This window comes from Chryseobacterium sp. ZHDP1 (assembly GCF_018603435.1).
In the GTDB taxonomy this organism is placed as follows: domain Bacteria; phylum Bacteroidota; class Bacteroidia; order Flavobacteriales; family Weeksellaceae; genus Chryseobacterium; species Chryseobacterium indicum.
This window is the reverse complement of record NZ_CP075682.1, coordinates 1,445,190-1,471,823: the sequence shown is the minus strand read 5'-3', so window position 1 is coordinate 1,471,823 and position 26,634 is coordinate 1,445,190. Positions and strand designations below refer to the sequence as shown.

General features: G+C 37.1%; 28 protein-coding genes. 11 read left to right on the top strand and 17 right to left on the bottom strand.

Annotated elements, in window-relative coordinates; translation table 11 throughout:
• A complete protein-coding gene (locus KKI44_RS06610; RefSeq protein ID WP_214590393.1) occupies positions 1-1,284 on the bottom strand; it encodes a hypothetical protein in 1,284 nt (427 codons plus the stop codon).
• A 255-nt stretch (positions 1,285-1,539) separates the two neighbouring features.
• Between KKI44_RS06610 and KKI44_RS06605 the strand changes: the two genes are divergently transcribed.
• Positions 1,540-2,655: an ATP-binding protein gene (locus tag KKI44_RS06605; RefSeq protein ID WP_214590392.1), complete on the top strand. Its 1,116-nt coding sequence runs from the start codon at positions 1,540-1,542 to the stop codon at positions 2,653-2,655.
• A 37-nt stretch (positions 2,656-2,692) separates the two neighbouring features.
• Here KKI44_RS06605 and KKI44_RS06600 read toward each other — a convergent pair whose 3' ends face one another.
• Positions 2,693-2,920 carry a hypothetical protein gene (locus KKI44_RS06600; RefSeq protein ID WP_214590391.1) on the bottom strand — a complete coding sequence of 76 codons (228 nt, stop codon included), beginning with the start codon at positions 2,918-2,920 and terminating at the stop codon, positions 2,693-2,695.
• 158 nt (positions 2,921-3,078) lie between these two features.
• Here KKI44_RS06600 and KKI44_RS06595 point away from each other — a divergent pair, with 158 nt between their 5' ends.
• From KKI44_RS06595 to KKI44_RS06575, 5 genes are all read left to right on the top strand, one after another.
• Positions 3,079-3,705 (top strand): TetR/AcrR family transcriptional regulator, encoded by a 627-nt coding sequence (locus KKI44_RS06595; RefSeq protein ID WP_076394742.1) that lies wholly within the window; start codon positions 3,079-3,081, stop codon positions 3,703-3,705.
• Positions 3,689-4,999, top strand: coding sequence for a TolC family protein (locus KKI44_RS06590; protein WP_214590390.1), 1,311 nt, complete (start codon positions 3,689-3,691; stop codon positions 4,997-4,999). The genes KKI44_RS06595 and KKI44_RS06590 overlap by 17 nt, the downstream gene beginning before the upstream one ends.
• Before the next feature lie 20 nt (positions 5,000-5,019).
• The gene (locus KKI44_RS06585) at positions 5,020-6,123 is read left to right on the top strand and encodes an HlyD family secretion protein (protein ID WP_214590389.1); all 1,104 of its coding nucleotides are present in this window, start codon (positions 5,020-5,022) and stop codon (positions 6,121-6,123) included.
• 121 nt (positions 6,124-6,244) lie between these two features.
• Positions 6,245-6,439: a hypothetical protein gene (locus tag KKI44_RS06580; protein ID WP_214590388.1), complete on the top strand. Its 195-nt coding sequence runs from the start codon at positions 6,245-6,247 to the stop codon at positions 6,437-6,439.
• A gap of 322 nt (positions 6,440-6,761) precedes the next feature.
• Positions 6,762-8,336, top strand: a complete 1,575-nt coding sequence (locus tag KKI44_RS06575; protein ID WP_214590387.1) for a DHA2 family efflux MFS transporter permease subunit — start codon at positions 6,762-6,764, stop codon at positions 8,334-8,336.
• A 66-nt stretch (positions 8,337-8,402) separates the two neighbouring features.
• Here KKI44_RS06575 and KKI44_RS06570 read toward each other — a convergent pair whose 3' ends face one another.
• Complete coding sequence (locus KKI44_RS06570; RefSeq protein ID WP_214590386.1) at positions 8,403-9,215, bottom strand: vWA domain-containing protein; 813 nt, start codon at positions 9,213-9,215, stop codon at positions 8,403-8,405.
• Between the two features lie 145 nt (positions 9,216-9,360).
• On the opposite strand from KKI44_RS06570, the gene KKI44_RS06565 reads away from it, so the two are divergent.
• Positions 9,361-9,912, top strand: coding sequence for a DNA-3-methyladenine glycosylase I (locus KKI44_RS06565; protein WP_214590385.1), 552 nt, complete (start codon positions 9,361-9,363; stop codon positions 9,910-9,912).
• Positions 9,913-9,933: 21 nt separating this feature from the next.
• On the opposite strand, the gene KKI44_RS06560 is transcribed toward KKI44_RS06565, so the two are convergent.
• The 5 genes from KKI44_RS06560 to KKI44_RS06540 form a co-directional block, all read right to left on the bottom strand.
• The gene (locus tag KKI44_RS06560) at positions 9,934-10,344 is read right to left on the bottom strand and encodes a glyoxalase (protein WP_250902173.1); all 411 of its coding nucleotides are present in this window, start codon (positions 10,342-10,344) and stop codon (positions 9,934-9,936) included.
• Positions 10,345-10,505: 161 nt separating this feature from the next.
• On the bottom strand, positions 10,506-11,777 hold the full coding sequence (locus tag KKI44_RS06555; RefSeq protein WP_214590384.1) for a hypothetical protein: 1,272 nt from the start codon (positions 11,775-11,777) through the stop codon (positions 10,506-10,508).
• A gap of 19 nt (positions 11,778-11,796) precedes the next feature.
• The gene (locus KKI44_RS06550) at positions 11,797-12,099 is read right to left on the bottom strand and encodes a hypothetical protein (RefSeq protein WP_214590383.1); all 303 of its coding nucleotides are present in this window, start codon (positions 12,097-12,099) and stop codon (positions 11,797-11,799) included.
• 113 nt (positions 12,100-12,212) lie between these two features.
• Positions 12,213-13,799, bottom strand: a complete 1,587-nt coding sequence (locus KKI44_RS06545) for a patatin-like phospholipase family protein (protein WP_214590382.1) — start codon at positions 13,797-13,799, stop codon at positions 12,213-12,215.
• 405 nt (positions 13,800-14,204) lie between these two features.
• The gene (locus KKI44_RS06540) at positions 14,205-15,104 is read right to left on the bottom strand and encodes a CorA family divalent cation transporter (RefSeq protein ID WP_214590381.1); all 900 of its coding nucleotides are present in this window, start codon (positions 15,102-15,104) and stop codon (positions 14,205-14,207) included.
• Positions 15,105-15,175: 71 nt separating this feature from the next.
• Between KKI44_RS06540 and KKI44_RS06535 the strand changes: the two genes are divergently transcribed.
• Both KKI44_RS06535 and KKI44_RS06530 read left to right on the top strand, forming a co-directional pair.
• Positions 15,176-16,198 (top strand): 3-oxoacyl-ACP synthase III family protein, encoded by a 1,023-nt coding sequence (locus tag KKI44_RS06535; protein ID WP_087711319.1) that lies wholly within the window; start codon positions 15,176-15,178, stop codon positions 16,196-16,198.
• Positions 16,199-16,396: 198 nt separating this feature from the next.
• Entirely contained in the window at positions 16,397-17,680 is a 1,284-nt protein-coding gene (locus KKI44_RS06530; RefSeq protein ID WP_214590380.1) for a hypothetical protein, read from the top strand.
• 353 nt (positions 17,681-18,033) lie between these two features.
• Here KKI44_RS06530 and KKI44_RS06525 read toward each other — a convergent pair whose 3' ends face one another.
• Positions 18,034-18,267 carry a hypothetical protein gene (locus tag KKI44_RS06525; RefSeq protein ID WP_214590379.1) on the bottom strand — a complete coding sequence of 78 codons (234 nt, stop codon included), beginning with the start codon at positions 18,265-18,267 and terminating at the stop codon, positions 18,034-18,036.
• 163 nt (positions 18,268-18,430) lie between these two features.
• A complete protein-coding gene (locus KKI44_RS06520) occupies positions 18,431-19,600 on the bottom strand; it encodes a thioredoxin family protein (RefSeq protein WP_214590378.1) in 1,170 nt (389 codons plus the stop codon).
• Between the two features lie 280 nt (positions 19,601-19,880).
• On the opposite strand from KKI44_RS06520, the gene KKI44_RS06515 reads away from it, so the two are divergent.
• Both KKI44_RS06515 and KKI44_RS06510 read left to right on the top strand, forming a co-directional pair.
• Positions 19,881-20,615, top strand: a complete 735-nt coding sequence (locus tag KKI44_RS06515; RefSeq protein WP_214590377.1) for a helix-turn-helix domain-containing protein — start codon at positions 19,881-19,883, stop codon at positions 20,613-20,615.
• Between the two features lie 249 nt (positions 20,616-20,864).
• Entirely contained in the window at positions 20,865-21,755 is an 891-nt protein-coding gene (locus KKI44_RS06510; RefSeq protein WP_214590376.1) for a hypothetical protein, read from the top strand.
• A gap of 92 nt (positions 21,756-21,847) precedes the next feature.
• Here the strand turns inward: KKI44_RS06510 and KKI44_RS06505 are convergent, their stop codons facing one another.
• From KKI44_RS06505 to KKI44_RS06475, 7 genes are all read right to left on the bottom strand, one after another.
• Positions 21,848-22,054, bottom strand: coding sequence for a hypothetical protein (locus KKI44_RS06505; protein WP_214590375.1), 207 nt, complete (start codon positions 22,052-22,054; stop codon positions 21,848-21,850).
• 167 nt (positions 22,055-22,221) lie between these two features.
• Positions 22,222-22,431, bottom strand: a complete 210-nt coding sequence (locus KKI44_RS06500; RefSeq protein WP_214590374.1) for a cytochrome C551 — start codon at positions 22,429-22,431, stop codon at positions 22,222-22,224.
• Between the two features lie 208 nt (positions 22,432-22,639).
• On the bottom strand, positions 22,640-24,265 hold the full coding sequence (gene pruA / locus KKI44_RS06495) for an L-glutamate gamma-semialdehyde dehydrogenase (protein WP_214590373.1): 1,626 nt from the start codon (positions 24,263-24,265) through the stop codon (positions 22,640-22,642).
• A 142-nt stretch (positions 24,266-24,407) separates the two neighbouring features.
• Positions 24,408-24,794 (bottom strand): hypothetical protein, encoded by a 387-nt coding sequence (locus KKI44_RS06490; protein ID WP_214590372.1) that lies wholly within the window; start codon positions 24,792-24,794, stop codon positions 24,408-24,410.
• 77 nt (positions 24,795-24,871) lie between these two features.
• On the bottom strand, positions 24,872-25,975 hold the full coding sequence (locus tag KKI44_RS06485; protein ID WP_214590371.1) for a DNA topoisomerase IB: 1,104 nt from the start codon (positions 25,973-25,975) through the stop codon (positions 24,872-24,874).
• Between the two features lie 12 nt (positions 25,976-25,987).
• Complete coding sequence (locus KKI44_RS06480; RefSeq protein WP_214590370.1) at positions 25,988-26,155, bottom strand: phosphatidate cytidylyltransferase; 168 nt, start codon at positions 26,153-26,155, stop codon at positions 25,988-25,990.
• Positions 26,156-26,184: 29 nt separating this feature from the next.
• Positions 26,185-26,622 (bottom strand): DUF6526 family protein, encoded by a 438-nt coding sequence (locus KKI44_RS06475; RefSeq protein WP_214590369.1) that lies wholly within the window; start codon positions 26,620-26,622, stop codon positions 26,185-26,187.
• Positions 26,623-26,634: the final 12 nt, after the last annotated feature.

The window sequence follows — 26,634 nt, the reverse complement described above, 5'->3', positions numbered from 1 at the left end:
TTAGTTGTATAGAGTCTTTCTGAACCACTTATCCGCAAAATTGAAACCAACTCTCAGGTTTACAAAGTTTTGGTTGATCAGGTTATTTTTAGTAGTTCCTCTTTTTCCGATTTCCAGTCCAAGTTCAAGACCGCTCATTCTTGTTATGCTGCTGTTTTTGAATGGAAGCAGTACTCCTGCAGAAACTCCGAACTTATTGATGTTCTGTCCAGCGATCTGAAGACTTCCTTTCTCATAAAAAGCTCCGTATCTGTAAACAACTCTTGAAAAATAGCTTCTGAAATTATTAAAATTCGGCAGATACCATCCTCCGGCAGAAATTCTGTAGGAATCCTGAAGATCAAGCGTACTTCCGAAATAGCCAATACTCGCACCTTTTTTATAATCCCCCTGAAGAGAAAGGAACCATTTGTTCTCTTCTCCGTATCCTACTCCGATAGAAGCCTGTAAAGGCAGAAGATTTTTAGAGTTTGTACTTTTCTGCTCGATGATGCTTTCATTACTTTTTACAGTGGCAGCGGCATCAGAATAGAAGTAGGTACTGTTTACGTAATCGCTCGTCATATTACTTGTATTTCCGAAAGTAGTAGTCGCCCCGATGGTAAGCTTTCTGTCTGTACTCGTATTCAGATTCTGGTAACTTGCTCCTAAGGTAAAGTTAAAATTGTGGATGCTGTTTTTGGTTTCATATCCGTTAATTAACTCTGCATTGGAATAAGCCAGTTCATTCAGGTCATAAAGATTTCCGAAGTAGTAATTCGCTCTTGCTCCAACAGCAAGTTTGTCGTTCACTTTATATCCTAAAGCCATTTGTACCGTACTCAGCGTTCCGCTTCCTTTAAATCTGTTGGCTCTTATATTGCCGGAGGACAATGTATCTCTGTGGATAATATCGTAGCTTTTTGAGCTGTACGGCTGATAAGAAAACCCCATCTTCAGTTTGGGAGACAGAGGAAAAGCAATTGAAATATTCGATAAATACGTAGAATGTTTGGTAGACTTCGTATTGTTATAGTTTGTTTTAAAGTAATTGTTTTCGTTGGTAGCTTCCAGCTTGATACTTGTAAGCTCGAAATTAGCATTGTTTGCAGGGTTTGCAAAATTGAAATTACTTGTAAAATCACTTATAAAAGCGGTAGATATACCTCCCATTGAGGTAGTTTCGATCGTATTATCATATTTTACATCTCCGATTCCGTAAGTTGCATAAGGAGAGTTACTCAGATTCTGCGCGTTAAGGAAATATCCAACTGATATCAATGATAGTACAAAGATTTTTTTCATTCTTTATTTTTAAAACAATGCGCAAATATCTTAAATATTAATGAATTGTAAAAATTATAAGAGGTTAAAGTTTGTTAAGGGGTATGAATAGCTATAATTATGATGAATTCTTAATTGTAAATTCGCTTTGGCTGTGAATTTTTATACATTATCTATACACTGCATGATAAAATTCACAATAGATCTGCAGCGCAAATTTCATCTGCGAAGTAAAAATTCACATTCTGCGAATTACAAATTTCTTATCTTTGAATCATGAATTGGGAGAACATTGCCGGACAGGAAAGTCTGAAAAAACTTCTTAGAGACAGTATCGCCGAAAGCAGAGTAAGCCATGCCCAGCTTTTTGTAGGCAGAGAAGGCTATGGAACATTGCCGGTTGCATTGGCGTATGCCAAAGAAATTCTGAGCAGCGAAAATCCACACGCAGGAGCGAAAGTGGAGCATCTCAATCATCTTGATCTGCATTTCAGTTTTCCAGTTTTTACGGATAACAAAAACTCATTAAGCAAAAATAAATTTGATGAATTCAGGGATATGGTTCTTAAATCTCCCTATGCAGGATATGATGAATGGACGGCGGTTTTAGAATCCGAAAACAAGCAGCTTTTTATTTCGGCAGATGAAATTGATGAGCAGAATCAGAAATTTTCTTTAAAAAGTTACGAAGGCGGAACCAAAATTCTCATTGTCTGGAGAGCAGATAAAATGAATGTCGCTGCATCCAACAAATTGCTAAAGTTTTTAGAAGAACCTCCTGCGAAAACAATCATTTTACTTACCGCAGAATCTACCAACGATATTTTACCTACCATTCTTTCAAGAACGCAGATTGTAGAAGTCCCGAGAATAAACGATGAAGATCTTGAAATGTATCTGAAAAAAAACTATAATCTTTCAGAAGACAAGACAGGGGAAATTATCCATCAGGCTCAGGGAGATCTGAATGAAGCCTTAAAGCTTTTACAATCCGGAAATAAAACCGATGAGTTTGAAAAACTTTTTGTACACTGGGTTCGAGATGCATTTATGGTAAAAAAGAAACCTGAATTTCTACGAAGCATTATTCTCTGGGCAAGAGAAATTGCAGGATGGAACCGTGAAAAGCAGAAAAACTTCTTAAACTACTGTTCAGAAATTTTCAGACTGGCTTTGCTTCAGAACTATCAGTCGGAGAATTTAGTCTATAAAAAGATTGATGCCAATGGTTTCAACTGGACGGGATTCTCAAAATTCATCAGCGGAGCCAATATTGAAAGTATTCTTGAAGAAATCAGCACTGCCGATCTGCATTTAACCCGAAACGGAAATCCTAAAATTGTCTGGACAGATCTTGGAATAAAATTATCAAGATACATCCATAAAAGCTAAATAAAAACTCCGAATATCCTTCGGAGTTTTTTTATTCTTAAGCTGTTTTCTTTACTTTGGCAGCTTTTTTATCAGTTGTTTTCGTGCTGTTCTCTGCTGTTTTGTGCTTAGCATCACAGTCTTTATGATGATCTCCGCAGGCTTTCTTGTCTTTTACAGAACATTCTTTTTTGTCTTTTCCTGCACAGCATGCACCTTTTGGAGTTTCCTGCGCAAAGTTCAGCGTGAACAAAGCAATCGCTAAAACTGAAACTATTTTTTTCATGATCTAAATTTTTAATGAATCCAAATATAGTAATTTTTCTATTCGGAGGAATTTAAGATTAAAAAAAAATTAAATTTTAATTAAAAATCAATCAATCGTTTGATTTATGAAAAATTGGTCGTAGATTTGCACCCGAAAAAACAGATACAAGAGTAAAGATGATTTCAAAAGAAGAAAATATATTATTTGCCGCAGAGAAACTTTTCGCAGAGAAAGGTTTTGAAGGAACTTCTACAAGAGAAATTGCCAAAGCTGCAAATGTTAATATTTCTATGATCTCTTATTATTTCGGTTCCAAAGAAAAACTGTACGAGAAGCTGGTAGAATACAGAATGAGCGAGGGACAGTTTTTTTCCAAAGATATTATCGAAAGAACCGATATCAACGAATGGGAAAAAGTTGAAAAAATCGTAGATCAGTTTGCAGGAAAAGTAAGACACAACAAATGTTTCTACAGGATCATGCAGAGAGAACAGCTCCATGCAGAAAATCCGCAGATCGTAGAATTTCTGAAAGAAACCAAAATGGGATTCATTTCCATGTATTCAAAAATTCTGGAAAGCGGTCTTCAGAAAGGAATTTTTACAAAAAATCCTCCGATTTACCTTCTTCATTCCACGGTGAGCGGAACTTTATTTTACGCTTCTAATGCCAAAGAAATGTATAAAGAATTCCTGAACGACACCAATGAAGAAGAAGTTTTTGATGAAAAGTATTACACAGAACTTAATAAACATATTAAATATCTACTAAAAGACCTTCTAGGTTATGAAGAAAATAAATAACTCAGTCCTTGCGCTCGCTCTATTCGTAGGGATTGCAAACGCAAATGCTCAGGAGAAAAAGACCCTCACTCTTGATGACGCTGTGCAGTTGGGAATCCAGAACAGCAAAAATCTTAAGATTGATGCTGCAAAAATAGAAGAAGCCACTGCGAATCTTCTGGAAGCTAAAAACAGACAGCTTCCCGAGCTTAAGGTTTCAGGAAGCTACATGTATCTTCCTTTTAAACCGAATATTGATATTAAACTTCCCGGAGTTTCCGGAGGAGGTCCGGAAGTTCATCAGGTTGCTTACGGAACAGCCAATCTAAGCGTTCCGATTTACAGTGGAGGAAGAATAAAATATGGGATCGAATCTGCAAAATATTTGGTGGAAGCATCCAGATTAACTACTGAAAATGACAAGGTTGCTATCGCTTACAATGTTGCTCAGGCTTACAATAATTTGTTTAAAGCCAACCAGTCCATTAAAGTTTTAGAAGAAAACCTTACCGCTTCCCAAAAAAGAGACGAAACATTCCTTAAACTTGAAAATAACGGAGTGATTGCGAGAAACGACCGTTTAAAGGCAAGTTTGCAGACTTCAAACATCGAACTTCAGTTGCTGGAAGCAAAAAACAACTACAATATTGCCAATATCAATATGGATTTATTGCTTGGACTTCCGGAAACCACCGAAATCGAGGTAGATCAAAACTATATTGAAGAAGGAAATGAAGTGAAACCGCTTGATTTTTATTTAAATGAAGCCAGAGAAAACCGTAAAGATCTTCAGGCTTTGGATAAGCAGAGACAGGCAGCAGCTTTGGGAACAAAATCCGCGAAAGCAGAAAATCTTCCTTCCATTGCTTTTACAGGAGGTTATGTGGCGGCAGATATTCCGAAGTTTTTAACGATTTACAATGCGGTAAATGTAGGCGTAGGAATTTCTTACAATCTTTCAAATCTCTGGAAAGAAAACTCTTCGCTTAAGCAGTCAAAAGCAAAAGAAATGCAGCTGGCTGCCACCAATGAATTGCTAAACGACAACATCAAGCTTGATGTAAACAGAGAATATCAGAACACAGATTATTCTAAAAAAAGAATTGCTGTTTTCGAAAAATCTGCAGAACAAGCTAACGAAAATTACAGAATTACAAAAAATAAATATGATAACGGTCTGGCAACAATGACGGAGCTTCTGGATGCAGATGCTGCACAGATTTCAGCGAATGTAGGGGTAATCAATGCCAAAGCAGATGCCGTTTTAGCCTACAGAAAACTATTGCAGACTACCGGAACTTTAACAAATAAATAAAATTAAGAACTATACCCACAATGGAAAATAATACTACACAAACGACTGAACCAAAAAAGAAAAAAAGTTTAGTTTTCCCTATCATATTAGCCGTAGTTTTAATCGGAGGAGGAATCTACGGTTACAGAACCTATTCTTACGGGCAGGTTCATGAAGAAACAGACGATGCACAGATTGCATCCAATATGGCTCCCGTTATTTCTAAAATTTCAGGATACGTAACGGAAGTAAAAGTAAAGGACAACCAGTTTGTAAAAAAAGGAGATACTTTGGTTATACTGGACAGCAGAGATCAGAAAATGGCTTTACAGCAGGCAGAAGCAGCTTTGGCAACAGCAAAAAGCAGCATCTCTAATGCGCAGGCTTCCACAACGGCAACTTCAAAAAATATAAATTCTTCTGAAGCCGCTGTTACTACGGCGAATGCACAGATTGAAGCCGCAAAAGTAAACGTTTGGAAAACTTCTCAGGATTTAAAAAGATATGCCAATCTTGTGAAAGACCACTCTATTACAGAACAGCAGTATGAGCAGGCTCTGGCAGCAAAACAGTCTGCAGATAAGCAGCTTCAGGTTTTAATCGATCAGAGAAACCAGATTGCACAGCAAACGAATATTGCTTCTTCTCAGACCGCAGCAAGTTCTCAGCAGATCGGAGTGGCAAATTCCGTTGCAAAACAGAGAGAAGTGGATGTAGAAAATGCGAGACTGAATTTATCTTACACGGTAATTGTAGCACCGGAAGACGGATATGTTGGAAAAGTACCGATTCAGGCAGGACAGTATTTGCAGGCAGGTTCACAATTGTTTTCTTTGGTTAAAAATGACCAGAAATGGGTAATTGCCAACTTCAAAGAAACCCAGATTGATAAAATGGTGGAAGGACAAAAAGTGAAAATCGAGATTGATGCTTTCCCGGACAGAGAATTTGACGGTGTGGTAAGTTCTTTCTCTCCTGCAACCGGAGCTACCTTCTCTATACTTCCTCCGGATAATGCGAGTGGTAACTTCGTAAAAGTAGTACAGAGACTTCCTGTAAAAATCGATTTTGTAAATCTGGATAAAAATGTATCCAAAAGATTAAGAACAGGAATGAATGTAAAAGCAGAAGTTTCTTTAAAATAGAAATATAAAATAAGTGAATTGTCAGCAATGCAGAAGCAGATCGGTTATGAGATGTAATGAAGTAGTAGAATTGACAATGAAAGATTGATAACTGCAATTCACTTTTTTCAAAAATATATAAGTGAATTGTCAATTTTTGCAGGAGAAGTCATTTTTTAATGAAAAGAATTTGAAGATTGGCGATGAGGTCGATGCCGGATCAATGAAGCTGAGATCAGCGAAAGATGTGGAAATGATGAAGTTGATCTATGAAGAAGGTTCCGATGTAATGCAGAAAGATCATGAAGAGGAAACAGGAAATGAAGACGATAAATGAAGCGGTTGCCGGATATGAAGAAGAAAATTGATGTTGAAATGATGAAGCTGAACGATGCAGCAGAATTCCGGTTTAATGAAGACAGATCATGCAGAGGAAAATGCAGAAGGTAAAATCTGACAATGGAAGAGGATGATTATTGACAATTCACTTTTTTAAAATTGAGAAATTTAGAGATTTGGAAATACTTTGATGAAATTTTAATCAGCTAAATTTTTCTTAAACCTCATCCCCGTGATGAGAGAACAAAGTTGGTTCGTAAAAACTTGTTCATATTTCCGAATCTCAAATCTCTTGATTTTTAATACAACACTAAAAAACTATGCAAGATTCATTAGTAGAATACGGAGCCCGAAGAGTAATCATTACGATTACGGCAATTCTTTGTGCTTTGCTTGAAATAGTGGATTCCACGATTGTAAACGTTGCCCTGAATGAAATGAAAGGGAATCTTGGAGCCACACTATCCGAAGTAGGATGGGTAATCACCGCATACGCCATCGGAAACGTAATTATTGTTCCGATGACGAGTTGGCTTTCCCAGCAGTTCGGGCGAAGAAACTATTTTGCGGCTTCCATCATTATATTTACCGTTTTCTCCTTTTTATGCGGAAATGCGACCAACATCTGGGAGCTTGTATTTTTCCGTCTTATGCAGGGAATCGGTGGGGGAGCGCTTCTGGTAACTTCACAAACCATCATCACGGAATCTTATCCGCTTGAAAAAAGAAGTATGGCACAGGCAATTTACGGACTTGGTGTAATTATCGGTCCTACATTGGGACCGCCGTTGGGAGGATATATTGTGGATAATTTCAGCTGGCCTTACATTTTCTACATCAATATTCCGATCGGGATTGCGGCAACCTTAATGACGCTTCAGTTTGTAAGAAGTCCGAAGTATGCCGAAAAACGTAAAGTTTCGGATGTAGACTGGATTGGAATTGCATTATTGGCAATTACCGTAGGCTCTTTACAGTTTATTCTGGAAAGAGGTCATGAAGAAGACTGGTTTGCCAGTGGAATGATTGTTTTCTTTACCGTAGCAGCCGTTTTAGGATTTATCCTTTTCCTCTGGAGAGAACTTACCTTTAAATATCCGATTGTAGAACTGCGAGTTCTGAAAAACGGAAACTTAAGAATCGGAACCGTGATGTCTTTCGTTTTAGGATTTGGTTTGTACGGCTCAACATTTATCGTTCCTTTGTATACCCAGAGTATTTTGGGTTGGACGGCGCTTCAGTCGGGTGCTTTAATGATTCCGGCGGCCTTAACAACCGCTTTCATGATGCCGATTATCGGAAGACTGCTTTCGAAAGGAGCCAAACAGCAGATTTTGGTTTCACTGGGATTATTCATCTTCTTTATCTACAGTTTCTGGGGATATAAAATATTAACTCCGGATACAGGAAAAAATGCCTTCTTCTGGATGCTGATTGTAAGAGGAGCCGGATTGGGTTTACTGTTTATTCCGATCACTTCGCTTTCTTTAAGTACATTGAAAGGGCAGGAAATCGGTCAGGGAGCTGCATTTACAGGAATGATGAGACAGCTTGGAGGTTCCTTCGGAATTGCTGCGATAACAACATTTATTGCCAATGCGAGTCAGAAATACAGGGTGAATCTTATTTCGCACCTCGACCAGACCGATTTTGCGGTACAGCAAAGGTTACAGGCTCTGAAAGGCAGTTTTATCGCAAAAGGAATGACTCCCGATGCCGCAATGAACGCCGCCTACAAAATGCTTGATCTTTCGGTAACGAAACAGGCAACCGTACTTTCTTACATGGATGTTTTTCTTTATCTTGGGGTAATCTTTCTTGTCTGTATTCCGTTCATCTTATTTATTAAGGAACGAAAGAGCAAAGAGAAGATTGATCTGAGTGGAGTGCATTAAACATTTTACTTACATAAACTAACCTCCTTTTGTGGAGGTTTTTTTTATGACTGATGAAAGTTGATATTACTTTTGAAATATGATGTTGAGACTGTCATTGGTTTTCTGAATTTGCTTATAAATTTTACTTAATTCGTTATCGTTAATTTTCGGAGAAACTTTTTTATTCTCTTTATGATGGCTTTCGAAGAACTGAATAAAATTGAATTTTTGAATTTCTTGTTTTGTGTAAAATAATTTAAAATTCCCATTTGTCTCTGAAGATATTTTCTTCATAAGTGCACTGTCTGCAGGTTTAGCTTTCATTTTTATAAATTGAAAATTTCCTTTCGAATCTATGGTTAAAGGCAATATTGTAAAATCCTTAGGAGTAATCATTGTGGTATGGATGGTAATATTATTCCTCTTTGCATCCTCCAGAGGAATTTCTAAAGGATATGATTGTATTGTTTCTTTTCCGTCGCTAAATAATATCATTGATCTATAATCAAATTCGCCAGATAAAGAATTGATCCCATTAAGCAAAGCATTGGAAAAATTAGTTCCGGGCTTTAATTTCATTATCCCCCTGTTTAATCCGTTTACAGCAGCAAATAGTTTATTTTTATCCTTTGTTAAAGGACATAGAATATAAGAATTACCTGCAAAAACAACAATTGAAAAGGCCTGATTTTCTTTTTTATGTTCAATTATATTTTTGATTGTTTCTTTAAGAACCGAAATTCTGTCAGGTTCAAAATCCTTTGCAATCATTGTAAGTGAATTATCAACCAGAAGAGCTATATTTTGTTGAGGAACAGATGGGTTTTTAATTGGTTTTGATTCTTTTTTGCCGCAATATATTAACATAATAAAAATCAGAAGCGAAAGATATTTCATGGTTTCAATTAATTTATTTTGAGCCGAAAATACATATTTTTTAAAGTTAGAAAGAAATCTAACGATATAAAAATTTTCTCCTGCCATACAGTTGTCATTACTCGTGCTTATATTTGCACATAACTATCCACAAAAAATAACAACAATGAGTTATTGCGCGGCAATTGAAGGAATGCAGCCTGAAAGCAGGAGAGAACTGCACAAAAGATACCATGATAAGCATTACGGTTTTCCGATTCATGATGATAATGAGCTGTTCGGGAGACTGGTGATGGAAATCAATCAGGCAGGGCTGAGCTGGGAAACCATTCTCAAAAAAGAAGAAGGTTTCAGAAAGGCGTATGATGATTTTGACATTCAGAAAGTGGCTTCTTACGGTGAATCTGACCGTGAAAGACTGCTGACCGATTCTGGAATTATCAGGAATAAGCTGAAAGTAAATGCTGCCATAGAAAATGCAAAAACCATTGTAGAACTGCAGAAAGAATTCGGTTCTTTTGAAAAATGGCTGGAACATCATCATCCCAAAACATTGCCGGAATGGATGAAGCTTTTCAAAAAGACCTTCAAATTTACAGGCGGTGAAATCGTAAATGAATTCCTGATGAGCATCGGTTATCTCAAAGGCTCCCACGCAGAAAGCTGTCCCGTATATGATGAGGTTTTAAAACATGATCCGATGTGGAACAAACCGTAGTTTCAACAATTATCTATTGATTTATAAAGCTTCGATCTGGCTTTTGATTCTTTCAGAAAGCATATTGATGATTCTTTTATTAAAAGATTTGCTGTCGGAAAGATAGATCGTTATTTCTTCCGGAGTGAGCATCCCGATTGTCATTCCGATGAAGGTGTTTTTCAGGGCAATATCTTTTTGCAGGCTTTGTTCGGTGAAATTTATTTTCTGTTCGTTTTTCAGAGAAGTAAAATCTGACATTTTTCTCATTGCATAGTCTCTGAATATCTGGATGAAAATATCATTCTGTAATTTTAAAACAGGGCGAAGCACATTATTCTGAAATAATTCTGTTTCACTGCTGTTTTCAAATGTCGGAAGGGAAAGGTTTTCCCGAAGGTCTTTTTTGGTGGGCATATTCATTTCTTTAACGAAACGCAATTTAGCAATCATTTTTGAAAGATTTCTTGTAAAGTATGGATAGGAGAGAGAATCAACTCATTTTATAGAAGAAGCTGTTTCAGTTCGGAAACAGCCTCTTGTATTAAAAAGCGACAGAATAATAAATACAGAAGTTATTTTTTATTTCAAGGGAGCCTGCTTATTCTTCATTGCTATTTCGGTTTATTTTTCTTTTCCTGAAAGAAGTCCATCAGCAGACCTATGGAAATAATAGAACCTTGCCTGAAATTAATATCCGATTTTCCGTCTGTATATTTAAACATTGCCTTGAATCCTGTTTTTGGTATTTCAGCTCCCAATGTAATTGAATAATTTCCCTGTATCTTTCCGGAAGGATTTCTTTCTTTGCTGAAATCATAAAACGAGGTTGCTTCTACAATAATGGCATAATTGTTAAAAACAGGAATATAATAATATCCGTCGATATGTGCCATACCGGAGGTAAATGAAGTGATATCATTGGAATAATCATAATATCCTTTAATTCCTGCTGTTATCACTGGTTTCAGCCGTAACCGGTTGGATTCTGCTGTCGTAAGGTTTATGAGATTGGGAACAATCATATTTACTGATGCATCTGCAGCAACACGTTTATTGATGAAGCTCTGATCCGACTCATTTCCCAGTTTTACACTCAGCTGGTAAGGAAGTTTCCCGGAAAAATTCTCAAACAGAAAATTAGCAGGGTATATTTTTATATAGTTTAAAGAATCTTTGAAATTTGTACTTAATCTTGCATCCAGATTCCAATAGACAGGCATTCTCTTCGTATTTTCATTACAGCTCAGAAATCTTTTCCTGTTATAAGCATTCTGAAAACGGAGAGACAGAATGTAGTTTGTTTTAATTGAGTCCCTTCCCGGATTTACCCCAAAATCGACTTTATTCTCATGATAGTAAAAGTTGTTAAGAGAAGTAAGAAAATCTGTACGTTCATCTTCAGTAATTTTCAGTTCTTCATTAATTAGCGTGTTGATTATATCCGCTTTTATAATCCATATTCTTGAGGGATTTCCCCTTTCATCAAAGAGATTTATTCTCACATCCTTGTCAACTCTTATCGTAATCTGATTGTCATGATCTTTGTTTAAAAATCTGTCAAAAGTAGATGGTGTGAACCCTGTGATTTTAAATCCTACTGCATTTCCCGATAGCTGCCGTTTAACTGTCAGTGGGCAATCCAGTTTCTGATCAGCATACTGAAGAGAAAATACGGGCATTTCTGATGGATTGTTGAGCCAGTAATCGAAATTTATTGCATCACTCTCTTTCATTTCTAGCTGAATATCCAGATATACTGCGTTTTCTCCTTCTCCTTTATTAAAGGTAAGGCTGATTCCCTTGGGAACTGCAACAGTCTCTGTCTGTGCAGATAAACCTGACGGAATCATAAGTAAAGTGATAAATAAGAATAGATATTTCATGATAAAGTATCTGAAGTTATTAAAGATAAACGACTCTCTGGTTTTTTTTAATCCAGTTGATACAATCCTTTACAGTAGCCCAGTTATCAGTAGAATCCGGATTTAAGGCAATATCATAATAAGCCATGTGTGTAGTAGTTCCGTCATTCATAAAATAAGGAAGGGCATTTATTTTGCCTTTTAATGTAGACAGAAAAACATGCTTATGAAAATTATTCCATGCGGAAAAATTTGCTTCTTCCGGATTTTCCGGCAGATCTGCAATCGTTGCAAGACTTTCTAAAACTACGGTTTTAATCTTTTCTCTATTTAATAGTGCCATGATTATAAATTTTTTATGTTTTTATTACTGTAAATTTATAATATTGAAAGACGGGAGACAATTGCCCTTTAGGGTTAATTTTAAAGAAGCAGGAAATAATAATAAGCAATTGTTTACCCCACCGTTTTCGTATCCTCTTCATTCAGGATCTTTTTCTCTTTCATTGAAAGCATCATTCTTTCGCATTTGTATTTTTGCCAGTCGAAATTACTCAGGAAATCCAGAGCCGCAGAAAATCCGCGGTTGAAGAGCTCTTCCTTTTCTTCTCTTTGCATAAAGAAATTCAGCCAGTTGCTGGTTCCGCAGTTCACGGTCTGAATGCTGAAAAGATGATAAAACGTATGTTTGGTGAGAAACGTTTTGTCGTTAAAACCTTTTAAAGTATCAATAATATTGCCTGCAAAAGAAAGGGGAGATTTTAAAATTTCTGCGCTGGTCTTTCCTTTTTCAGACTGAATATCGGAGTCGCTCGTTAACTGTACGCCGAATAAAGGCATTCTCGGATAAAAAATATCAGTTGCGTGGAAAAGATCGATCGGAAAATTGGAAATACTTCCGCCATCAATAAAAACTCCGGCAGGGTTGATGTCTTCCTGTTTCGTATTCATCCAGAATCTCCATGCATATTTTACGGAATCATCATTTTTATCAATCTGCTTCTGAAAAGGTTCAAAAAAGAACGGAACCGACATCGAAGCTCTTACAAATTCAGCCGGACTGATCTTTTTCAGCTCTTCTTCCGACCAGTACAGATTCGCCATTGTGGGAAGCTCCACTTTTATTTTGGCGTTAATATCCGTTGTAATCACGATGTATTCCGATTTTAAGGAATAAAAAGGATCTTTTTTATAATATTCGTTGTTAACAACTCCGTCGTAGAATATTTTAAACCGGATTTCATCGATGTGTTCTTTGTTGTTCTGATGAATTTCTTCAATGCTTTCTAAGGCAATATTGTAATATTGTGTTTCGTTGCCATGACGGTAATTCAGGTTGAGGTCTCTGCCTTTTTTTACAAACTTGTCATTCAGCGCAGCCACTGTTTTAATGTCGAAAGCATCCAGAACATCTTTCATCTGATTCAGAAAAGTATTTCCGGGATTTAATCCTGAATTGGCTTTTTTCAGATCATTATATAACTTTCTCAGATACAGATAAGCAATAATGATCGGAATGATGGGAACCAGAAAAAGCAGTTTGGCTCTCAGCGTTGTTTCCGAAGAAATGGCAAAAGGCGCAATCACGAGAATCAGCATAATAATTCCTGCGATAATGGAATTGATCTTCAGGAAGTTTTTGTTATTCAGCATGGAATGGATGGTTGTTTTTACATACGGTTTTCCATCCATAAAGTCGGAGAAATTCCAGTTGAAGAGAATATCTTTAATCACTTCACTTTTAGCTTCTTCTTTGGTTTTACACGCGGCGATCAACATCGTATTAATCGCTCCGGCACTCGTTCCCGCTACTTTCAGAAAACGGATCCCGAAAATTTCCAGTCCGTACAGATAACCCACCAGTGCGCTTCCCCAGACTCCACCTCCTTCCTGCACAAATTCCACATACTGATTGCCTTCCGCATCCAGTAGATCAGAAAATTCTTTCGCCGAAATACGGTCGTGCAACGCGGAAAGTTTTTCTTTGGATTCTTTTGAGAGAACATTTTCCTCAAGAATTTTTTGCAGTATTTCAGGTTTCATGGCTTTTGTTTTTGGTTGTTTTTATTTTTTATTTGGGCGTGTCCCTCCGTTTTCCCTATCCAAACCTTATAGGTTTTTAAAACCTATAAGGTTTCCCCGCATCATCACTTCGGGTCGGGCTTCTGCAGGCTTCACTTCGTTCCGGTTTCAGCGCGGCGCGAAGCGCCGCGCTGAAACTCCTCCTTTCAGTCGGACCTTCCGTATCCCTCACGCGAACGCGGGAAATAAAATATGCCTCTTTTCACTGTCATTCCGACGGAAGGAGAAATCTAATGTTAAATGCTAAAAAACTTTTGGGAAAAGAATTAGCGTATTTAAATTTAACCGTTCTTCTTTTTCGATTTAAAATTAGTGATATTTAAAATATTCAGCCACAGTATTTTCACGATAATTAAAGCGGGAAAATTACCATTGTTTTCTTCGCGCGTAGATAAAGGTACAGATTACAACCAAAAGCATTAAGCCCAAAGTATAAAAGTAACCATGTTTCAGATGCAGTTCAGGAATATTGTCGAAATTCATTCCGTAAACTCCTGCAATAAAGGTGATAGGTAAAAAATACACCGAGTAAATTGCCAGAACTTTCATCACTTGGTTGGCTTTTTGATCCGAAAGAGCAAGAAACATCCCGATAAGGTTGGTGATCTGTGCGTTAAGATGATCGAAATCTGCAACAACGTCCTTGTGTTTGTCTTTTAAATCATACGCTTCAGAATCCTGAAGTCCGAGTAATTTAAATTTATCGATGGCATCTGTGGAAATCGTAAGCACTCTTGAATTCAGCCCCGATTTTCTTTTCAGCTTGTATAACCTTTTAATCTGGTTCGTATGGTTGGTATTTTTAAGAAAAATTTCGTTTTCGATATTGTCCATCGTTTCCAGAAGACTTACCGATTCATCATCAAAACTTTTCATGATGAGCAGTGCGATTTTCAACGCGATATTTCTGGACGTGGTTTCGGTTTTCATGGCAGAAAGCTGTTTCTTGGTTTCTGCAATGCTCTTCGTTTTCATCCTGTGAATTGTGATGATCGTTCTTCCCAGAATAAAAATCCCAATTTTCGTACTGATGTCGCTGATCGTGTTGAGGTTTTTGCGTTCCAGCTCGGTACTTTCCCGCAGAAGGAAGAATTTTACCTCTCCGTCCTCTTCATATTTCGGTAAGTGATTGGGATCTAAGGTATCTTCCAGAAGAAGATTATTGATTTCGTACCGTTCGTGTAAAAATTTCAGGTCTTCCGCTGTGGGAGCCTCTACATCCACCCATTCGCACTGGGAATCTCTGTAAATCGTGTCAATTGGCATGCCGTAAAAATATAATATTTTGAAATACTATGTCTTAAATAAGTTTATCTTTGTCAAAATTAAAAAACTATATGATTAAAAGTACAATAAAAGGAATCGGATTTTATGTTCCAGATAACGTTGTTACCAATGATGATCTAGCAAAATTAATGACCACCAATGACGAATGGATCACGGAAAGAACAGGGATAAAAGAAAGAAGACACCGTAAAAACAGGAACGATTCTCAGGAAACGACGGCTTATTTAGGTTTTAAAGCTTCCGAAAAAGCGATTGCCAATGCGGGTTTAACGGCTAAAGATATAGATTATATTGTTTTTGCAACCCTTTCTCCGGATTACTATTTCCCGGGATGCGGTGTTCTGCTGCAGGATATGCTTGGCTGCGATACCATTGGTGCTTTGGACGTGAGAAACCAGTGTTCCGGTTTTGTATATGCAACGAGTGTGGCAAATGCTTTCATTAAATCCGGAACGTATAAAAATATTCTGGTGGTCGGTGCGGAAGTGCATTCTTTCGGGCTTGATTTTTCGGATGAAGGAAGAGGCGTTTCCGTTATTTTCGGCGATGGGGCAGGAGCGATTGTATTGTCGGCAACAGAAGATGAAAACGCAGGAGATATTTTAGCATTCAACATGCATTCTGAAGGGAAATTTGCAGATGAATTATGCACCCAGTTTCCGGGTTCCAAATACGGATGGAGCGACAGGATGAGAAAAGAGCCTGAAAATGTAACGAACAAAGAAGTTTACCCGATCATGAACGGAAATTTCGTGTTTAAAAATGCAGTAACGAGATTCCCTGAAACCATGCAGGAAGCTTTGGATAAAGCAGGAAAAACAATTGACGATGTAGATATGTTTATTCCGCATCAGGCGAATTTAAGGATTGCCCAGTTTGTTCAGCAGAAATTTGGACTTCCGGACGAAAAGGTTTTCAATAACATCCAGAAATACGGAAATACAACGGCAGCTTCTATCCCGATTGCTTTAAGTGAAGCGATTGAGCAGGGGAAAATAAAAAGAGGAGACTTGGTGCTTCTTTCAGCTTTTGGAAGTGGCTTCACCTGGGGAAGCGTTTTGTTTGAATATTAATAACTACAAGAGACAGATTGTATTTATATAAATGTTTTTTTTGATGGGGATTTATTGATAGATGATTAATGAATTAGCTTTTATTTTTAATTATTTTTTATTATTTAACGAAAATTAATAATAAAATTGAAAATAAAATGTTTTTTTGATTTTATTATGCATACCTTAGTAGAAGTTAATAACCTAACTTACCCACCAATGAAAAAAATATTTTTAACAGGGATAACGCTTATCCCTTTATTACATTCTGCTCAAATAGGTATCGGAATAGAAAATCCTTCCTCAACTTTTGATATTGCAGCTAAAAATGCAACAGGAACCACAACTAATGTTGATGGAATACTGATCCCAAGAATTGATAGGCAAAGAGCCCAGAGCATGACAGGAGTGCCCACGTCAACTTTAGTGTATATCAATAGTATTGCTACAGGAACACAAACGGCATCTGCCGTCAATATTGATAATACCGGATTTTATTATTATGATGGTACAGTATGGTCTAAATTAAGTACACCTCTGAATATTTATAATTCTAACGGGACACTATCCGCTAACAGAATTGTAACAACAGCAGGAAACTCACTTTCTTTTGTGAACGGAACTAATAATGTGGGAATAGGAACTACGGGGACTCAGGGTATTGTTTCAGCAACAGGATCTTCAAGAGGAGCATTTCAGGCAACCGGCGGTACAGCAGTTTTAAATATGTTTATAGATAACAGCTCTGCTGCCCAGATAACGGCATCAGGAACCAGCACAGGTATAAATTTGAATGCAATTTCTGCCAATCCTGTAAATATTCTTACCAATAATACCAATAGAATAACGGTAACCGGAGCAGGAAATGCAGGGATAGGAACCCAAACACCGCAGAAACTCCTGCATGTTAATGGTGCTTTACAGGTTACCAATGAATTAAATGTAGGGGGCGATGGCTCTACGGCGGGAAGTGCAGGAACTTCCGGACAAGTTCTCACTTCAGGCGGAACAGGATCGGCTCCTGTATGGAAAACCTTGAATACAGTATCCGGAACTGTTTCTTCGGCCAATTATGTGCAGGGAACCACAGCTCTTACAATTAATCAGGGGAATACTGCAGATGTACCCGGAGTTACTATTAGTTTAATCGTTCCGGCAGGCGTAACGCAGACTTTTTTATTTACAATTTTAGGATATGCTGTAAATGTTTCTACTGCGGCAGGGCAGGCTACACAAGGGGTATTTAGTTTGCTTCAGAATGGGACAAAAATTTCTTCGGCTTATACATCATCGGGAGATGGAGGAAGTTTGGTTAATTTACCTGCTCCAACTACATTTTTAAAATCAGTAACACTTTCTGCCGGAACATATATCTTTAAAGTTCAATATTCTTCATGGTCCGGAAACCAGAATGTGAATTTCGTTCCTTCGGGATATGCAGGTTACAATGGCGATACAGAGGCAATGCTGACAAAAATGCAGGTGCTGGTTTATAATAATTAATTTGAAAGAAAAATAGTAAAGAAATCCGCAGAACAGTCTGCGGATTTTGTTTTTTATGATAGACCTGTTAAAACTTTATGACTGTCCTTAATTTGCCATCATTGAAAAGCCTTTGTGGATTTTGCGAAGCATGATGAAATGAAAAATCTTCTGAAAGTTCAGCCGTTTCGGCTGTCCGGATTCATCGTTCTTTTCGGTTTTGCGTTTTCTCAATCCGAGACGGAGCCAAACTGTTTGGGTTTACACTTTCTCGGAGCGAGACGGAGTGTTTCTCTTTCAGGCTGAACTTTCTCGGAACGAGAAAGCAAGAACTTGTTTGGGTTTTGGTATTCTCGGGTAGAGAATGCTTCTCCCTATTTTTCTTTCAGCATTTTTTCGATCAGTTTATTCTGCATTTCCATAAGTTGGCTGATCTGCTGCTGATTTTGCATCACGCTTTTGAATAAATCTTCATTCAAAGTATTATTTACAGTTGGAATGTTACCAATTGCAGAGTTATTGCTTATCTCTACATTATTATTAATGATGGTATCACCTTCCAAAAAATACTGGGGTTCCACTTTAAAGAACTCAGCCACTTTCTGCATAAAAATAAAGTCTAATTTTTTGGCTACAGGAAAAACGTTAACTAAAGAACAGAAAGAGTGGTTAGAAAAAAGACACAGAAAAGATAATAATCATCTGGATTAAATTGTCATTTAAGTTCATAAAAAAAGGTTGTCTGTTTTGAGAGACAACCTTTTTTATTATTTACTGTACATTCAAGCTTTTCAGCAGTTTTTCGGTATCAGAAGAATCCTGTCCTGTCTTTTTTGCCAGTTCGATGGATTTTTCAGCCCATAGTTTGGCGTTTTTCTTGTCGCCTGTTTTGTTGTAAAGATTGGCTAAAGTATCGGTATTCGCGAAGTTTTCGTCTTTCTTTACAGATTCCTGCGCCCAGACTAATGCCTTTTCCAAAGAAGCTTTGTTGCTTACATTTTCAAAGAAATTCCATGCAATAGAATTCAGTTCTTCGGAGCTTAAGGCAGAAGTATCCTGGTTCAGTTCAAGCGTCAGTTTTTCGTATTTGGCAAAGTCTTTATCTCTTAAAGCTCTTGAAGCCTGTGCTTTTTTCAGGATTTTTTCAGCCTCATCTTTAGACAAAAATTTCTGAGCTTCCGTCAGGAAATAATTGTCGTCCCACGTTTTCGACTGTGCGTTGTAAGATTTTTTAAAGACACTGCTGATCTTGATATTCTTATCAATCGCTTCATACTTTTCAGGAGTAATAATCTTTGAGATTTCAGCTTTTTTTGCCTGAAAAATTTTGTACATCGGGCTGTCCGGATTCTGTGCAACGGAAAGCAACATCTGAACATCTTCTCTGTCCAGTTCTTTTTTTGAACTGAAATAGCGTTCCATTACTCTTCCTGCAAACTCAGCATCATTATACATCGTAAGAGAAGCTAGGTTTTTCAGAAAATCAGGATCTTTTTCACCGTCTTCGAATTTTTGCTTCAGTGCGGTTAATCTTTTGCTTGGATCTCCTGCATCTTTCGCAAACTGGATGAAGTCGTTTTCTTCCACATATCCTAAAGTTCTGTGTACCAGTTCTCCGTTTCCGTCTACGAAAAGGTAAGTAGGGAAGGCTTTTACGTTATATTTTTTGGCAATTTCAATTCCTTCGCCTTTCTCCATATCAATTTTTGCATTGATGAAGTGTGAGTTGTAATAATCTCCTACAGTTTTCTGCGGGAAAATATTTTTCGCCATCAGTTTACAAGGTCCGCACCAGGTGGTGTATGCGTCGATAAATACAAGTTTATTTTCTTTTTTTGCTTTGGCAAGAACGGCTGTAAAGTTGGATTCCTCAAATTTTATTCCCTGCGCAAGAGCAAACGCTCCGATGAATAAGGCAGAAACTATCGATAGTTTTTTCATAAATACTTTTTATTGGTTGCAAATGTAATAATTATGTTAATAAATAAGTCTTTTCAGGAGAGAAATAGTTACAACGTTGTTTTGATTATTTTTTTAATTTCAGGTTAAAACAGGAACGGATATCTTATTAAAAACAGTAAATATTTTCGTTTTACCTATCGAATTAATTGGAAGTATTAAATTTTATTAAAAAATAAATTATTCTTAGTTTTGTGAAAAACAAAAAGACACCCCATGAAAATGATGAATTATTATAACAAGGATAATAATTTGTTGAAGTATGTCTAATAGTTTCCACCAGTTTTTATTACTACTGGTCAATATTTTTCCGGTTACCATACATGAGCATCATGAAACGATAAATTTTGCCAAGAATGTTGTCATTATTGTCTTATGTTCTGCTTTAATTGGGTTATTTCTTCATTTCAGATCGAAACAGAAAAAACAGCTTGCAAGAATCAGAAATATTCTCAGAAACCATCGGCAGGCTTTTGTTGCGGATGGAGATTTCCCTCCTGAGAATCCTTACAAAGATTTTATCAATATTTCCGTAGAAGAAATTCATCGCAGCGAGAATGAAAAAGACAGGAAAAAAGCAGAATCTCCGATGACTTCCGAAACCGAAGCGAAACTTCTGGAACTTTTGGATGATTTTGAAAAGGGAACTTCCTTCACGAATAAGAATATGTCTCTTTCCTTTCTTGCAGGAGAATTAAATACCAATACGAAGTATCTTTCGCACCTCATCAACCGCCATAAAAATTCGGATTTTAAAACATACATCAATCGTTTACGGATAAATTACATCGTCGATAAGCTTATTAATGACGAAAAATACCGTCAATATAAGATCAGCATCCTCGCTGAAGAGTGCGGATTTTCTTCTCACAGCAAGTTTGCTTCCGTTTTTAAACAGATGACAGATCATTCGCCTTCCGTATATATTAAATTATTAGATGTTGAAAATCAGGAGGATAATATTTTTGGTTTTCGTGAAAATGATCAGTTACGATAATGGGTTTCTTTTCATTTTCCTGAAAACAGATAACCTTTCTTTTCTCAGAAACTATTGGGTGCATTATATTTGCGCCAGTTTTACGGGATAGCTGTTACTACTGCAGTTATCAGAATTTTTTTCGGAAAAATAAAGCCGTACTGCTGCACCTAAACACTAAAACTAATAATGCCGCTAGCAATGTTGTAAAATATGTAACCGATATTTTGCACCAAACCATGAAACATTAACTAGTAACGAATTAAACGGATGAGAACAATTTTTACAGTCGTTATGGCTACTGTAGGATCTAATTTTGCGCTTTCGCAGATCGGGATCAATACAGCTAATCCTATAACGAGTTTGGATGTAGTCGCCAAAAACAGCGATGGCTCCACTGCGGAGGGTATTTTGCCGCCGAGATTAACAGGAGATCAGCTGAGAGCGGGAGATTTCAGATATTCAAGCGCACACGCCGGAACTATAGTGTATGTAACATCACCGGTAACTTCAATCACTTCAAAAACCAACAGGGTAGATTCTCAGGGATTGTATTATTTTGATGGTACAATCTGGCAGAAACTCATGCTTGGTGATGAAAAATCATTAAACAGCAAGAACATCGGGGATATTAAAACTTCTGTAAAAAAGACAGATCACGCAGGTTGGTATCTTTTGGACGGAAGAAGTATTTCTGTACTTTCACCTGCGAGCCAGACAGCAGCGGCAAGTTTAGGATTCACGGATAATCTGCCGGATTCCAGAGACCGGGTTTTAAAATCCAGAGCCAACGGAGAAGTTCTAGGCACAACAGGAGGCGAAAACCATTTCGGAATTCTGCAGTCTAATCTACCGAATATCACCCTTTTCGGACCTGTAAACGGCGTTGCACAAAGTGCGGGATCTCATACCCATTCTTCCACAGAAGGCGGTTTTTTGCTGGGCGGAACTACCGTTAACAACAGTTCAGGAGGTTATGTTCCAGATGGAGGATCAACAGCATGGGGCGGTATCGGAATGCTGAACAATACAGCACCTGCAGGAGCGCATATGCATACTGTGGCAGGAACAGCAACCATTTCTACAGGAGGCGGAGGAAAATCTATCGACAACCGGTCTGCTTATCTGGTGGTGAATACGTTTATTTATCTGGGAGAATAATCTTCCTAACAATACAATCGGGGTGATTGCCCGGTTTTTTTCAGTCAAGTTTTTTTAAGTACAAAACCGCAGATTTCCGCGGTTTTGTTTTTTTATTTCATTTTTGTTGAATCTGAAGCAGTTTTTGTACTGTCTGAAGGTGTTGTATTTTCTGAATTAGCAACGGCAGAATCTCCCATTCTGTTTCTTAAAGAATCTTTATTGTGTTCTTCTTTAAATTCTTCCCTGTTTTCTTTTTTGTCGGCACAGCTTCCTAAAAAGAGCAATCCTAAAATGGCGGAAATCCATAATTTTTTCATAGTAAATTTTTAATGTTTAGTGTATATCAAATATAATGATTTAAAAAGTAAAAAGTAAAAAGTAAAAAGTAAAAAGTAAAAAGTAAAAAGAAACTTTTAAAATTCTGATACAAATAATCCTCAGAATATTTTCCGAGGATTATTAGACTGTACCTTAAATGTTGTTGTTATTTAATAGTGTTAGCTGAATCCATTTTCATCTTCATGCTGTCAGGATTTGTTCTCGCGGTAGACATTGTGTCTGTTGTGGCAGGTGCTGCAGTTCTTGTATTATCTGCTCTTACAGAATCTGAGTTGGTTGTCGACATGGAAGATTCTTTCGTACCGCAGCTTACTGCAAAAATTCCGACTGTTGCCATTAACAATAACTTTTTCATAATATTTTATTTTTGGTGTGAATAGGTTATTTACAGTTCAAGAATTGTTCCGATAAGGTAATATGAATATTAAAGTATCAATAAAATCAATTAAATTTTGTTAATAAATTATTTTGGTACAGGATTTAAATAAATAAAACAGCCCCGAAACCGAAATTCCGGGGCTGTTTTGATATAAGAACAACAATTAGGTATTGTTCATTAATGATTATCCTAAATATGGATATTTGTAATCTTTAGGAGATACAAAAGTTTCTTTGATAGATCTTACAGAAGTCCATCTCAATAAGTTCATTTTAGAACCTGCTTTATCATTTGTTCCTGAAGCTCTGCCGCCACCGAAAGGCTGCTGACCAACAACGGCTCCTGTAGGTTTATCGTTGATGTAGAAGTTTCCGGATGCATTTTCCAATGCTTTGAATGCTTCATTTACCGCATATCTGTCCTGTGCGAAAACAGACCCCGTTAAAGAATATGGTGAAGAAGAATCTACCAACTGTAAAGTTTCAGCCCATTTTGCATCTTCATAAACATAAACAGATAAGATTGGCCCGAAGATTTCCTCAACCATACTTTCGTACTGAGGATTTGTAGTTTCAATAACAGTAGGGTGTACAAACCAGCCTTTAGAATCGTCTGTTTTACCGCCGATTACAACGTTTGCTTCATCTGAAGCATTCGCTCTTTCAATATATCCTTTACATTTTTCGAAAGAATTTTTGTCAATTACTGCATTTACAAAGTTAGAAGGATCTTCAGGAGAACCGATTTTGATGGAAGCGATCTGAGTTTCCATTACTTTTTTCACATCTGCCCAAAGAGACTGAGGAATATACGCTCTTGAAGCCGCAGAACATTTCTGTCCCTGATATTCGAAAGCTCCTCTTACTAAAGCAGTTGCCACTGCTTCTACGTTTGCAGAAGGATGCGCAATTACGAAATCTTTCCCTCCGGTTTCTCCAACAATTCTTGGATATGTTCTGTAATTATGAATATTGTCTCCGATCATTTTCCACATTCCCTGGAACACTTTTGTAGAACCTGTAAAGTGAAGCCCTGCAAAATCTCTGTGTGCCAAAACTTTCTCAGCCGTTTCTTTTCCATCCGTGAAGATCATGTTGATAACCCCTTTTGGAAGACCTGCTTCCGTAAGAACATCCATGATTACTTTTGCGGAATAAACCTGTTTATCAGAAGGCTTCCAAACCACTACGTTTCCAAGCATTGCCATACAGGTCGGTAAATTTCCTGAAATCGCTGTAAAGTTGAAAGGAGTTACCGCAAAACAGAATCCTTCCAATGGTCTGTATTCCACTCTGTTCCAGATTCCTGCGTCAGAAACCGGCTGTTCAGAATACATTTCCGTCATAAATTCTACGTTGAATCTTAAGAAATCAATGAATTCACAAGCAGAATCAATTTCAGCCTGATGAACATTTTTAGACTGTCCGATCATCGTTGCTGCATTAATAACGTCTCTGTAAGGTCCTGCCAAAAGATCAGCCGCTTTTAAGAAAATGGCAGCACGGTGTTCCCATCCAAGCTCGTTCCATTCTTTTTTCGCAGCCAGCGCAGCGTTTATCGCATCATCTACATGCTGCATGGTTCCTCTGTGATAAAATCCGAAATTGTGCGCATGATCCTGAGGCGACTGAAGCTGAACTTTATCTCCTGTTTTTACTTCTTCACCATTGATGATCATTGGGATTTCGATCTTTTCTGCCCACATTTTTTTGTACTGGGCGATCAGACTTTTTACTTCCGGAGTTCCCGGTGCATACGAATTTACGGGCTCGTTTACTGCAAATGGTACTTGCGAAATTGCTTTAGACATATTAGTTGTATATTTTTTATTTGCTAATGATACAAATTTACAACAATTTATTTTAGGGCAATAATGAATATTACTGTGGAACTCTGTGTTAATTTCAATATGATTATTATGATTGAATTATCATAAAAGATTAATGAAAATTCTATTCTTTTTGATTTCGTACTTCTTTAGCTTTTATGAGATAAAATATACTTAGAAAATTTGCAAAGCTAAAGAATGAAAAATATAACAATCCTTGCATTGGGTACTTTGTAGAGCTAACAAAAGCCCAAAATATCCAGCAAAATAATGAAAAATAAGAAATGATAAGTGCAATTTTATTTCGACCAATAAATGCTAAAAAGAATGATATTGATAACATCATTAAGCAAAATATCATAATAATATTTGTGAAAAATACTGCAATTCCTTGGTAGCAAGATCCTCCCTGAATTTTAAATGGTTGCGGTATGAAAATAAAAGTTACAAATGCAGAAATTATAAGCAGAAATAATGTTATAACAAACAGTTTAGGCTTTATAATATTCATCTTTTGCAAACTTTACTTCAGCAAATTTAATACTAAATTATTATTTGCGCGCTGCTTTCAAAATAATTTTTAATTCCCTACATTTTCTCAGTTTCTAAAATTTTTAAAACTAATTTTTCTTCCTGAGTGAGATCTGCTTTACCATCATTTTCCTCTATTTGTTCAAGCTCATCAAGATACTTTTTGATGGTGTTGTTTTCATACAGATTAATAACCAAAGGATGTACATAATATTTTCTGCATACCGTACTTGTATTTCCAAGATGGGAAGCAACTATTTCAAGGGCTTCTTTCACTTTTTTCTTGTATTCTGTATGGGTTTCTGCATAGCCGATTTCCTTAAAAGCAATCAGAGCATTTACGGTTCCCGACCACGTTCTGAAATCTTTCGCCGTAAAATCTTCACCGCTGATTTCTTTAATATAGTCGTTTACCATTCCGGAGTCTACAGTATGGCGGTTTCCTTCATCATCAATATACTGAAAAAGCTCTCTTCCGGGAATGTCTTTGCATTTCTGTACAAGTCTGGAAAGCCTTCTGCTTTTCAGATCAATATCATGCATTACGCCTTTTTTTCCTTTAAAATGAAAAGTTATTTTCTGTCCTTTAACCTGAACATGTTTCTCCTTTAAAGTCGTTAAACCGAAAGAACCATACAATTTTTCATACGCATTATTGCCAATTCTTATGTTGGTTCTCTGCATTAAACTTACGATCAGTGCAAGAATCTTTCTTTTTTCAAAATTTCTTAAGGCTAAATCTTTCTCCACCTGAAGACGGATATCCGGTAAAGCATACCCGAACTGAAGCATTCTGTAAAACTTTGTGTGATTTCTCAGGGCACTCCAAAGCGGATGATAACGGTATTGTTTTCGTTTTTTAACATCGAAACCTGTCGCCTGAAGATGTCCGTTGTCCAGCGCACAGATCCATACATTTTCCCAAGCCGGAGGAATTACCAGTTTGTTAATTCTTGTGATTTCTTCTTTATCCCTGATCTTTTCGCCATCTCTGTAGTAAGAATATTTTTTTCCGGTCTTCTTCCGGGTAATTCCGGCCGTTTCTGCATCGGTGGTATATATAAGATGTACCGCCTTTGCAGAGGCTACCGGATCTTTCATAATTTTTACGATCTTCGAAGGCTTCAGATGTGAGATGAGTTCTAGGTCTGAATTTTCCATACGATGATTTGGTTAAGAGTTCCTACCCCTTGAAAACAGCCATAAGATAATAGCTATTACGGCGACTACTACGATAATTCCCCACCACATTCCTGCTTTAAAGATCGTTTCTACTGCTTCGCAGCTTGTTAAAGTCAGCAGACACAATGCGGTCATGCTGTATAAGCTCCATTTTTTCATGATTAATTTATTATTTGGTGTTTGTTATTTTATACTCTGTGATGATCCGGTCGCCATTTTTTTATAGACCGTTTGATCTCATCGCCCGAAATATTATCATTCAGTGCTTTGTAAAGAAGTTCTTTAAATTCATCGTCGTAAGAAAATCTCAATGCAGCGATCTGGTCAAATTTCAGTCTGCTTTCAACCTCATCAGACCTCTGCTGGAAAAGTTCGTAATACCTCTGTTTAAATTCTAACCGAACCAATCGGTTCTGAAGAACCAGCGCATAATGCTGTCTCAGCATAATGGCAAGGTAGAAAAGAAGAAAGATAACAGCGGAAAACAAAATCCAGATCAGTTGGTTGGTTTCATCTTTAAAGATTTTATAAACTCCGAATATCTCCAATCCCAAGAGCAATGGAAGATAGATGAAATGATGCGGCGGATAAAATTTCCTGTGATTTTTGTAATTCTGACTTTCCATATTTTGTAAGTA

What these genes read in the sequence shown, in the direction of transcription:
- KKI44_RS06610 (WP_214590393.1), bottom strand. Translation starts at nt 1,284, where the DNA reads ATGAAAAAAATCTTTGTACTATCATTGATATCAGTTGGATATTTCCTT.
- KKI44_RS06605 (WP_214590392.1), top strand. Translation starts at nt 1,540, where the DNA reads ATGAATTGGGAGAACATTGCCGGACAGGAAAGTCTGAAAAAACTTCTT.
- KKI44_RS06600 (WP_214590391.1), bottom strand. Translation starts at nt 2,920, where the DNA reads ATGAAAAAAATAGTTTCAGTTTTAGCGATTGCTTTGTTCACGCTGAAC.
- KKI44_RS06595 (WP_076394742.1), top strand. Translation starts at nt 3,079, where the DNA reads ATGATTTCAAAAGAAGAAAATATATTATTTGCCGCAGAGAAACTTTTC.
- KKI44_RS06590 (WP_214590390.1), top strand. Translation starts at nt 3,689, where the DNA reads ATGAAGAAAATAAATAACTCAGTCCTTGCGCTCGCTCTATTCGTAGGG.
- KKI44_RS06585 (WP_214590389.1), top strand. Translation starts at nt 5,020, where the DNA reads ATGGAAAATAATACTACACAAACGACTGAACCAAAAAAGAAAAAAAGT.
- KKI44_RS06575 (WP_214590387.1), top strand. Translation starts at nt 6,762, where the DNA reads ATGCAAGATTCATTAGTAGAATACGGAGCCCGAAGAGTAATCATTACG.
- KKI44_RS06570 (WP_214590386.1), bottom strand. Translation starts at nt 9,215, where the DNA reads ATGAAATATCTTTCGCTTCTGATTTTTATTATGTTAATATATTGCGGC.
- KKI44_RS06565 (WP_214590385.1), top strand. Translation starts at nt 9,361, where the DNA reads ATGAGTTATTGCGCGGCAATTGAAGGAATGCAGCCTGAAAGCAGGAGA.
- KKI44_RS06560 (WP_250902173.1), bottom strand. Translation starts at nt 10,344, where the DNA reads ATGATTGCTAAATTGCGTTTCGTTAAAGAAATGAATATGCCCACCAAA.
- KKI44_RS06555 (WP_214590384.1), bottom strand. Translation starts at nt 11,777, where the DNA reads ATGAAATATCTATTCTTATTTATCACTTTACTTATGATTCCGTCAGGT.
- KKI44_RS06550 (WP_214590383.1), bottom strand. Translation starts at nt 12,099, where the DNA reads ATGGCACTATTAAATAGAGAAAAGATTAAAACCGTAGTTTTAGAAAGT.
- KKI44_RS06545 (WP_214590382.1), bottom strand. Translation starts at nt 13,799, where the DNA reads ATGAAACCTGAAATACTGCAAAAAATTCTTGAGGAAAATGTTCTCTCA.
- KKI44_RS06540 (WP_214590381.1), bottom strand. Translation starts at nt 15,104, where the DNA reads ATGCCAATTGACACGATTTACAGAGATTCCCAGTGCGAATGGGTGGAT.
- KKI44_RS06535 (WP_087711319.1), top strand. Translation starts at nt 15,176, where the DNA reads ATGATTAAAAGTACAATAAAAGGAATCGGATTTTATGTTCCAGATAAC.
- KKI44_RS06530 (WP_214590380.1), top strand. Translation starts at nt 16,397, where the DNA reads ATGAAAAAAATATTTTTAACAGGGATAACGCTTATCCCTTTATTACAT.
- KKI44_RS06525 (WP_214590379.1), bottom strand. Translation starts at nt 18,267, where the DNA reads ATGCAGAAAGTGGCTGAGTTCTTTAAAGTGGAACCCCAGTATTTTTTG.
- KKI44_RS06520 (WP_214590378.1), bottom strand. Translation starts at nt 19,600, where the DNA reads ATGAAAAAACTATCGATAGTTTCTGCCTTATTCATCGGAGCGTTTGCT.
- KKI44_RS06515 (WP_214590377.1), top strand. Translation starts at nt 19,881, where the DNA reads ATGTCTAATAGTTTCCACCAGTTTTTATTACTACTGGTCAATATTTTT.
- KKI44_RS06510 (WP_214590376.1), top strand. Translation starts at nt 20,865, where the DNA reads ATGAGAACAATTTTTACAGTCGTTATGGCTACTGTAGGATCTAATTTT.
- KKI44_RS06505 (WP_214590375.1), bottom strand. Translation starts at nt 22,054, where the DNA reads ATGAAAAAATTATGGATTTCCGCCATTTTAGGATTGCTCTTTTTAGGA.
- KKI44_RS06500 (WP_214590374.1), bottom strand. Translation starts at nt 22,431, where the DNA reads ATGAAAAAGTTATTGTTAATGGCAACAGTCGGAATTTTTGCAGTAAGC.
- pruA (WP_214590373.1), bottom strand. Translation starts at nt 24,265, where the DNA reads ATGTCTAAAGCAATTTCGCAAGTACCATTTGCAGTAAACGAGCCCGTA.
- KKI44_RS06490 (WP_214590372.1), bottom strand. Translation starts at nt 24,794, where the DNA reads ATGAATATTATAAAGCCTAAACTGTTTGTTATAACATTATTTCTGCTT.
- KKI44_RS06485 (WP_214590371.1), bottom strand. Translation starts at nt 25,975, where the DNA reads ATGGAAAATTCAGACCTAGAACTCATCTCACATCTGAAGCCTTCGAAG.
- KKI44_RS06480 (WP_214590370.1), bottom strand. Translation starts at nt 26,155, where the DNA reads ATGAAAAAATGGAGCTTATACAGCATGACCGCATTGTGTCTGCTGACT.
- KKI44_RS06475 (WP_214590369.1), bottom strand. Translation starts at nt 26,622, where the DNA reads ATGGAAAGTCAGAATTACAAAAATCACAGGAAATTTTATCCGCCGCAT.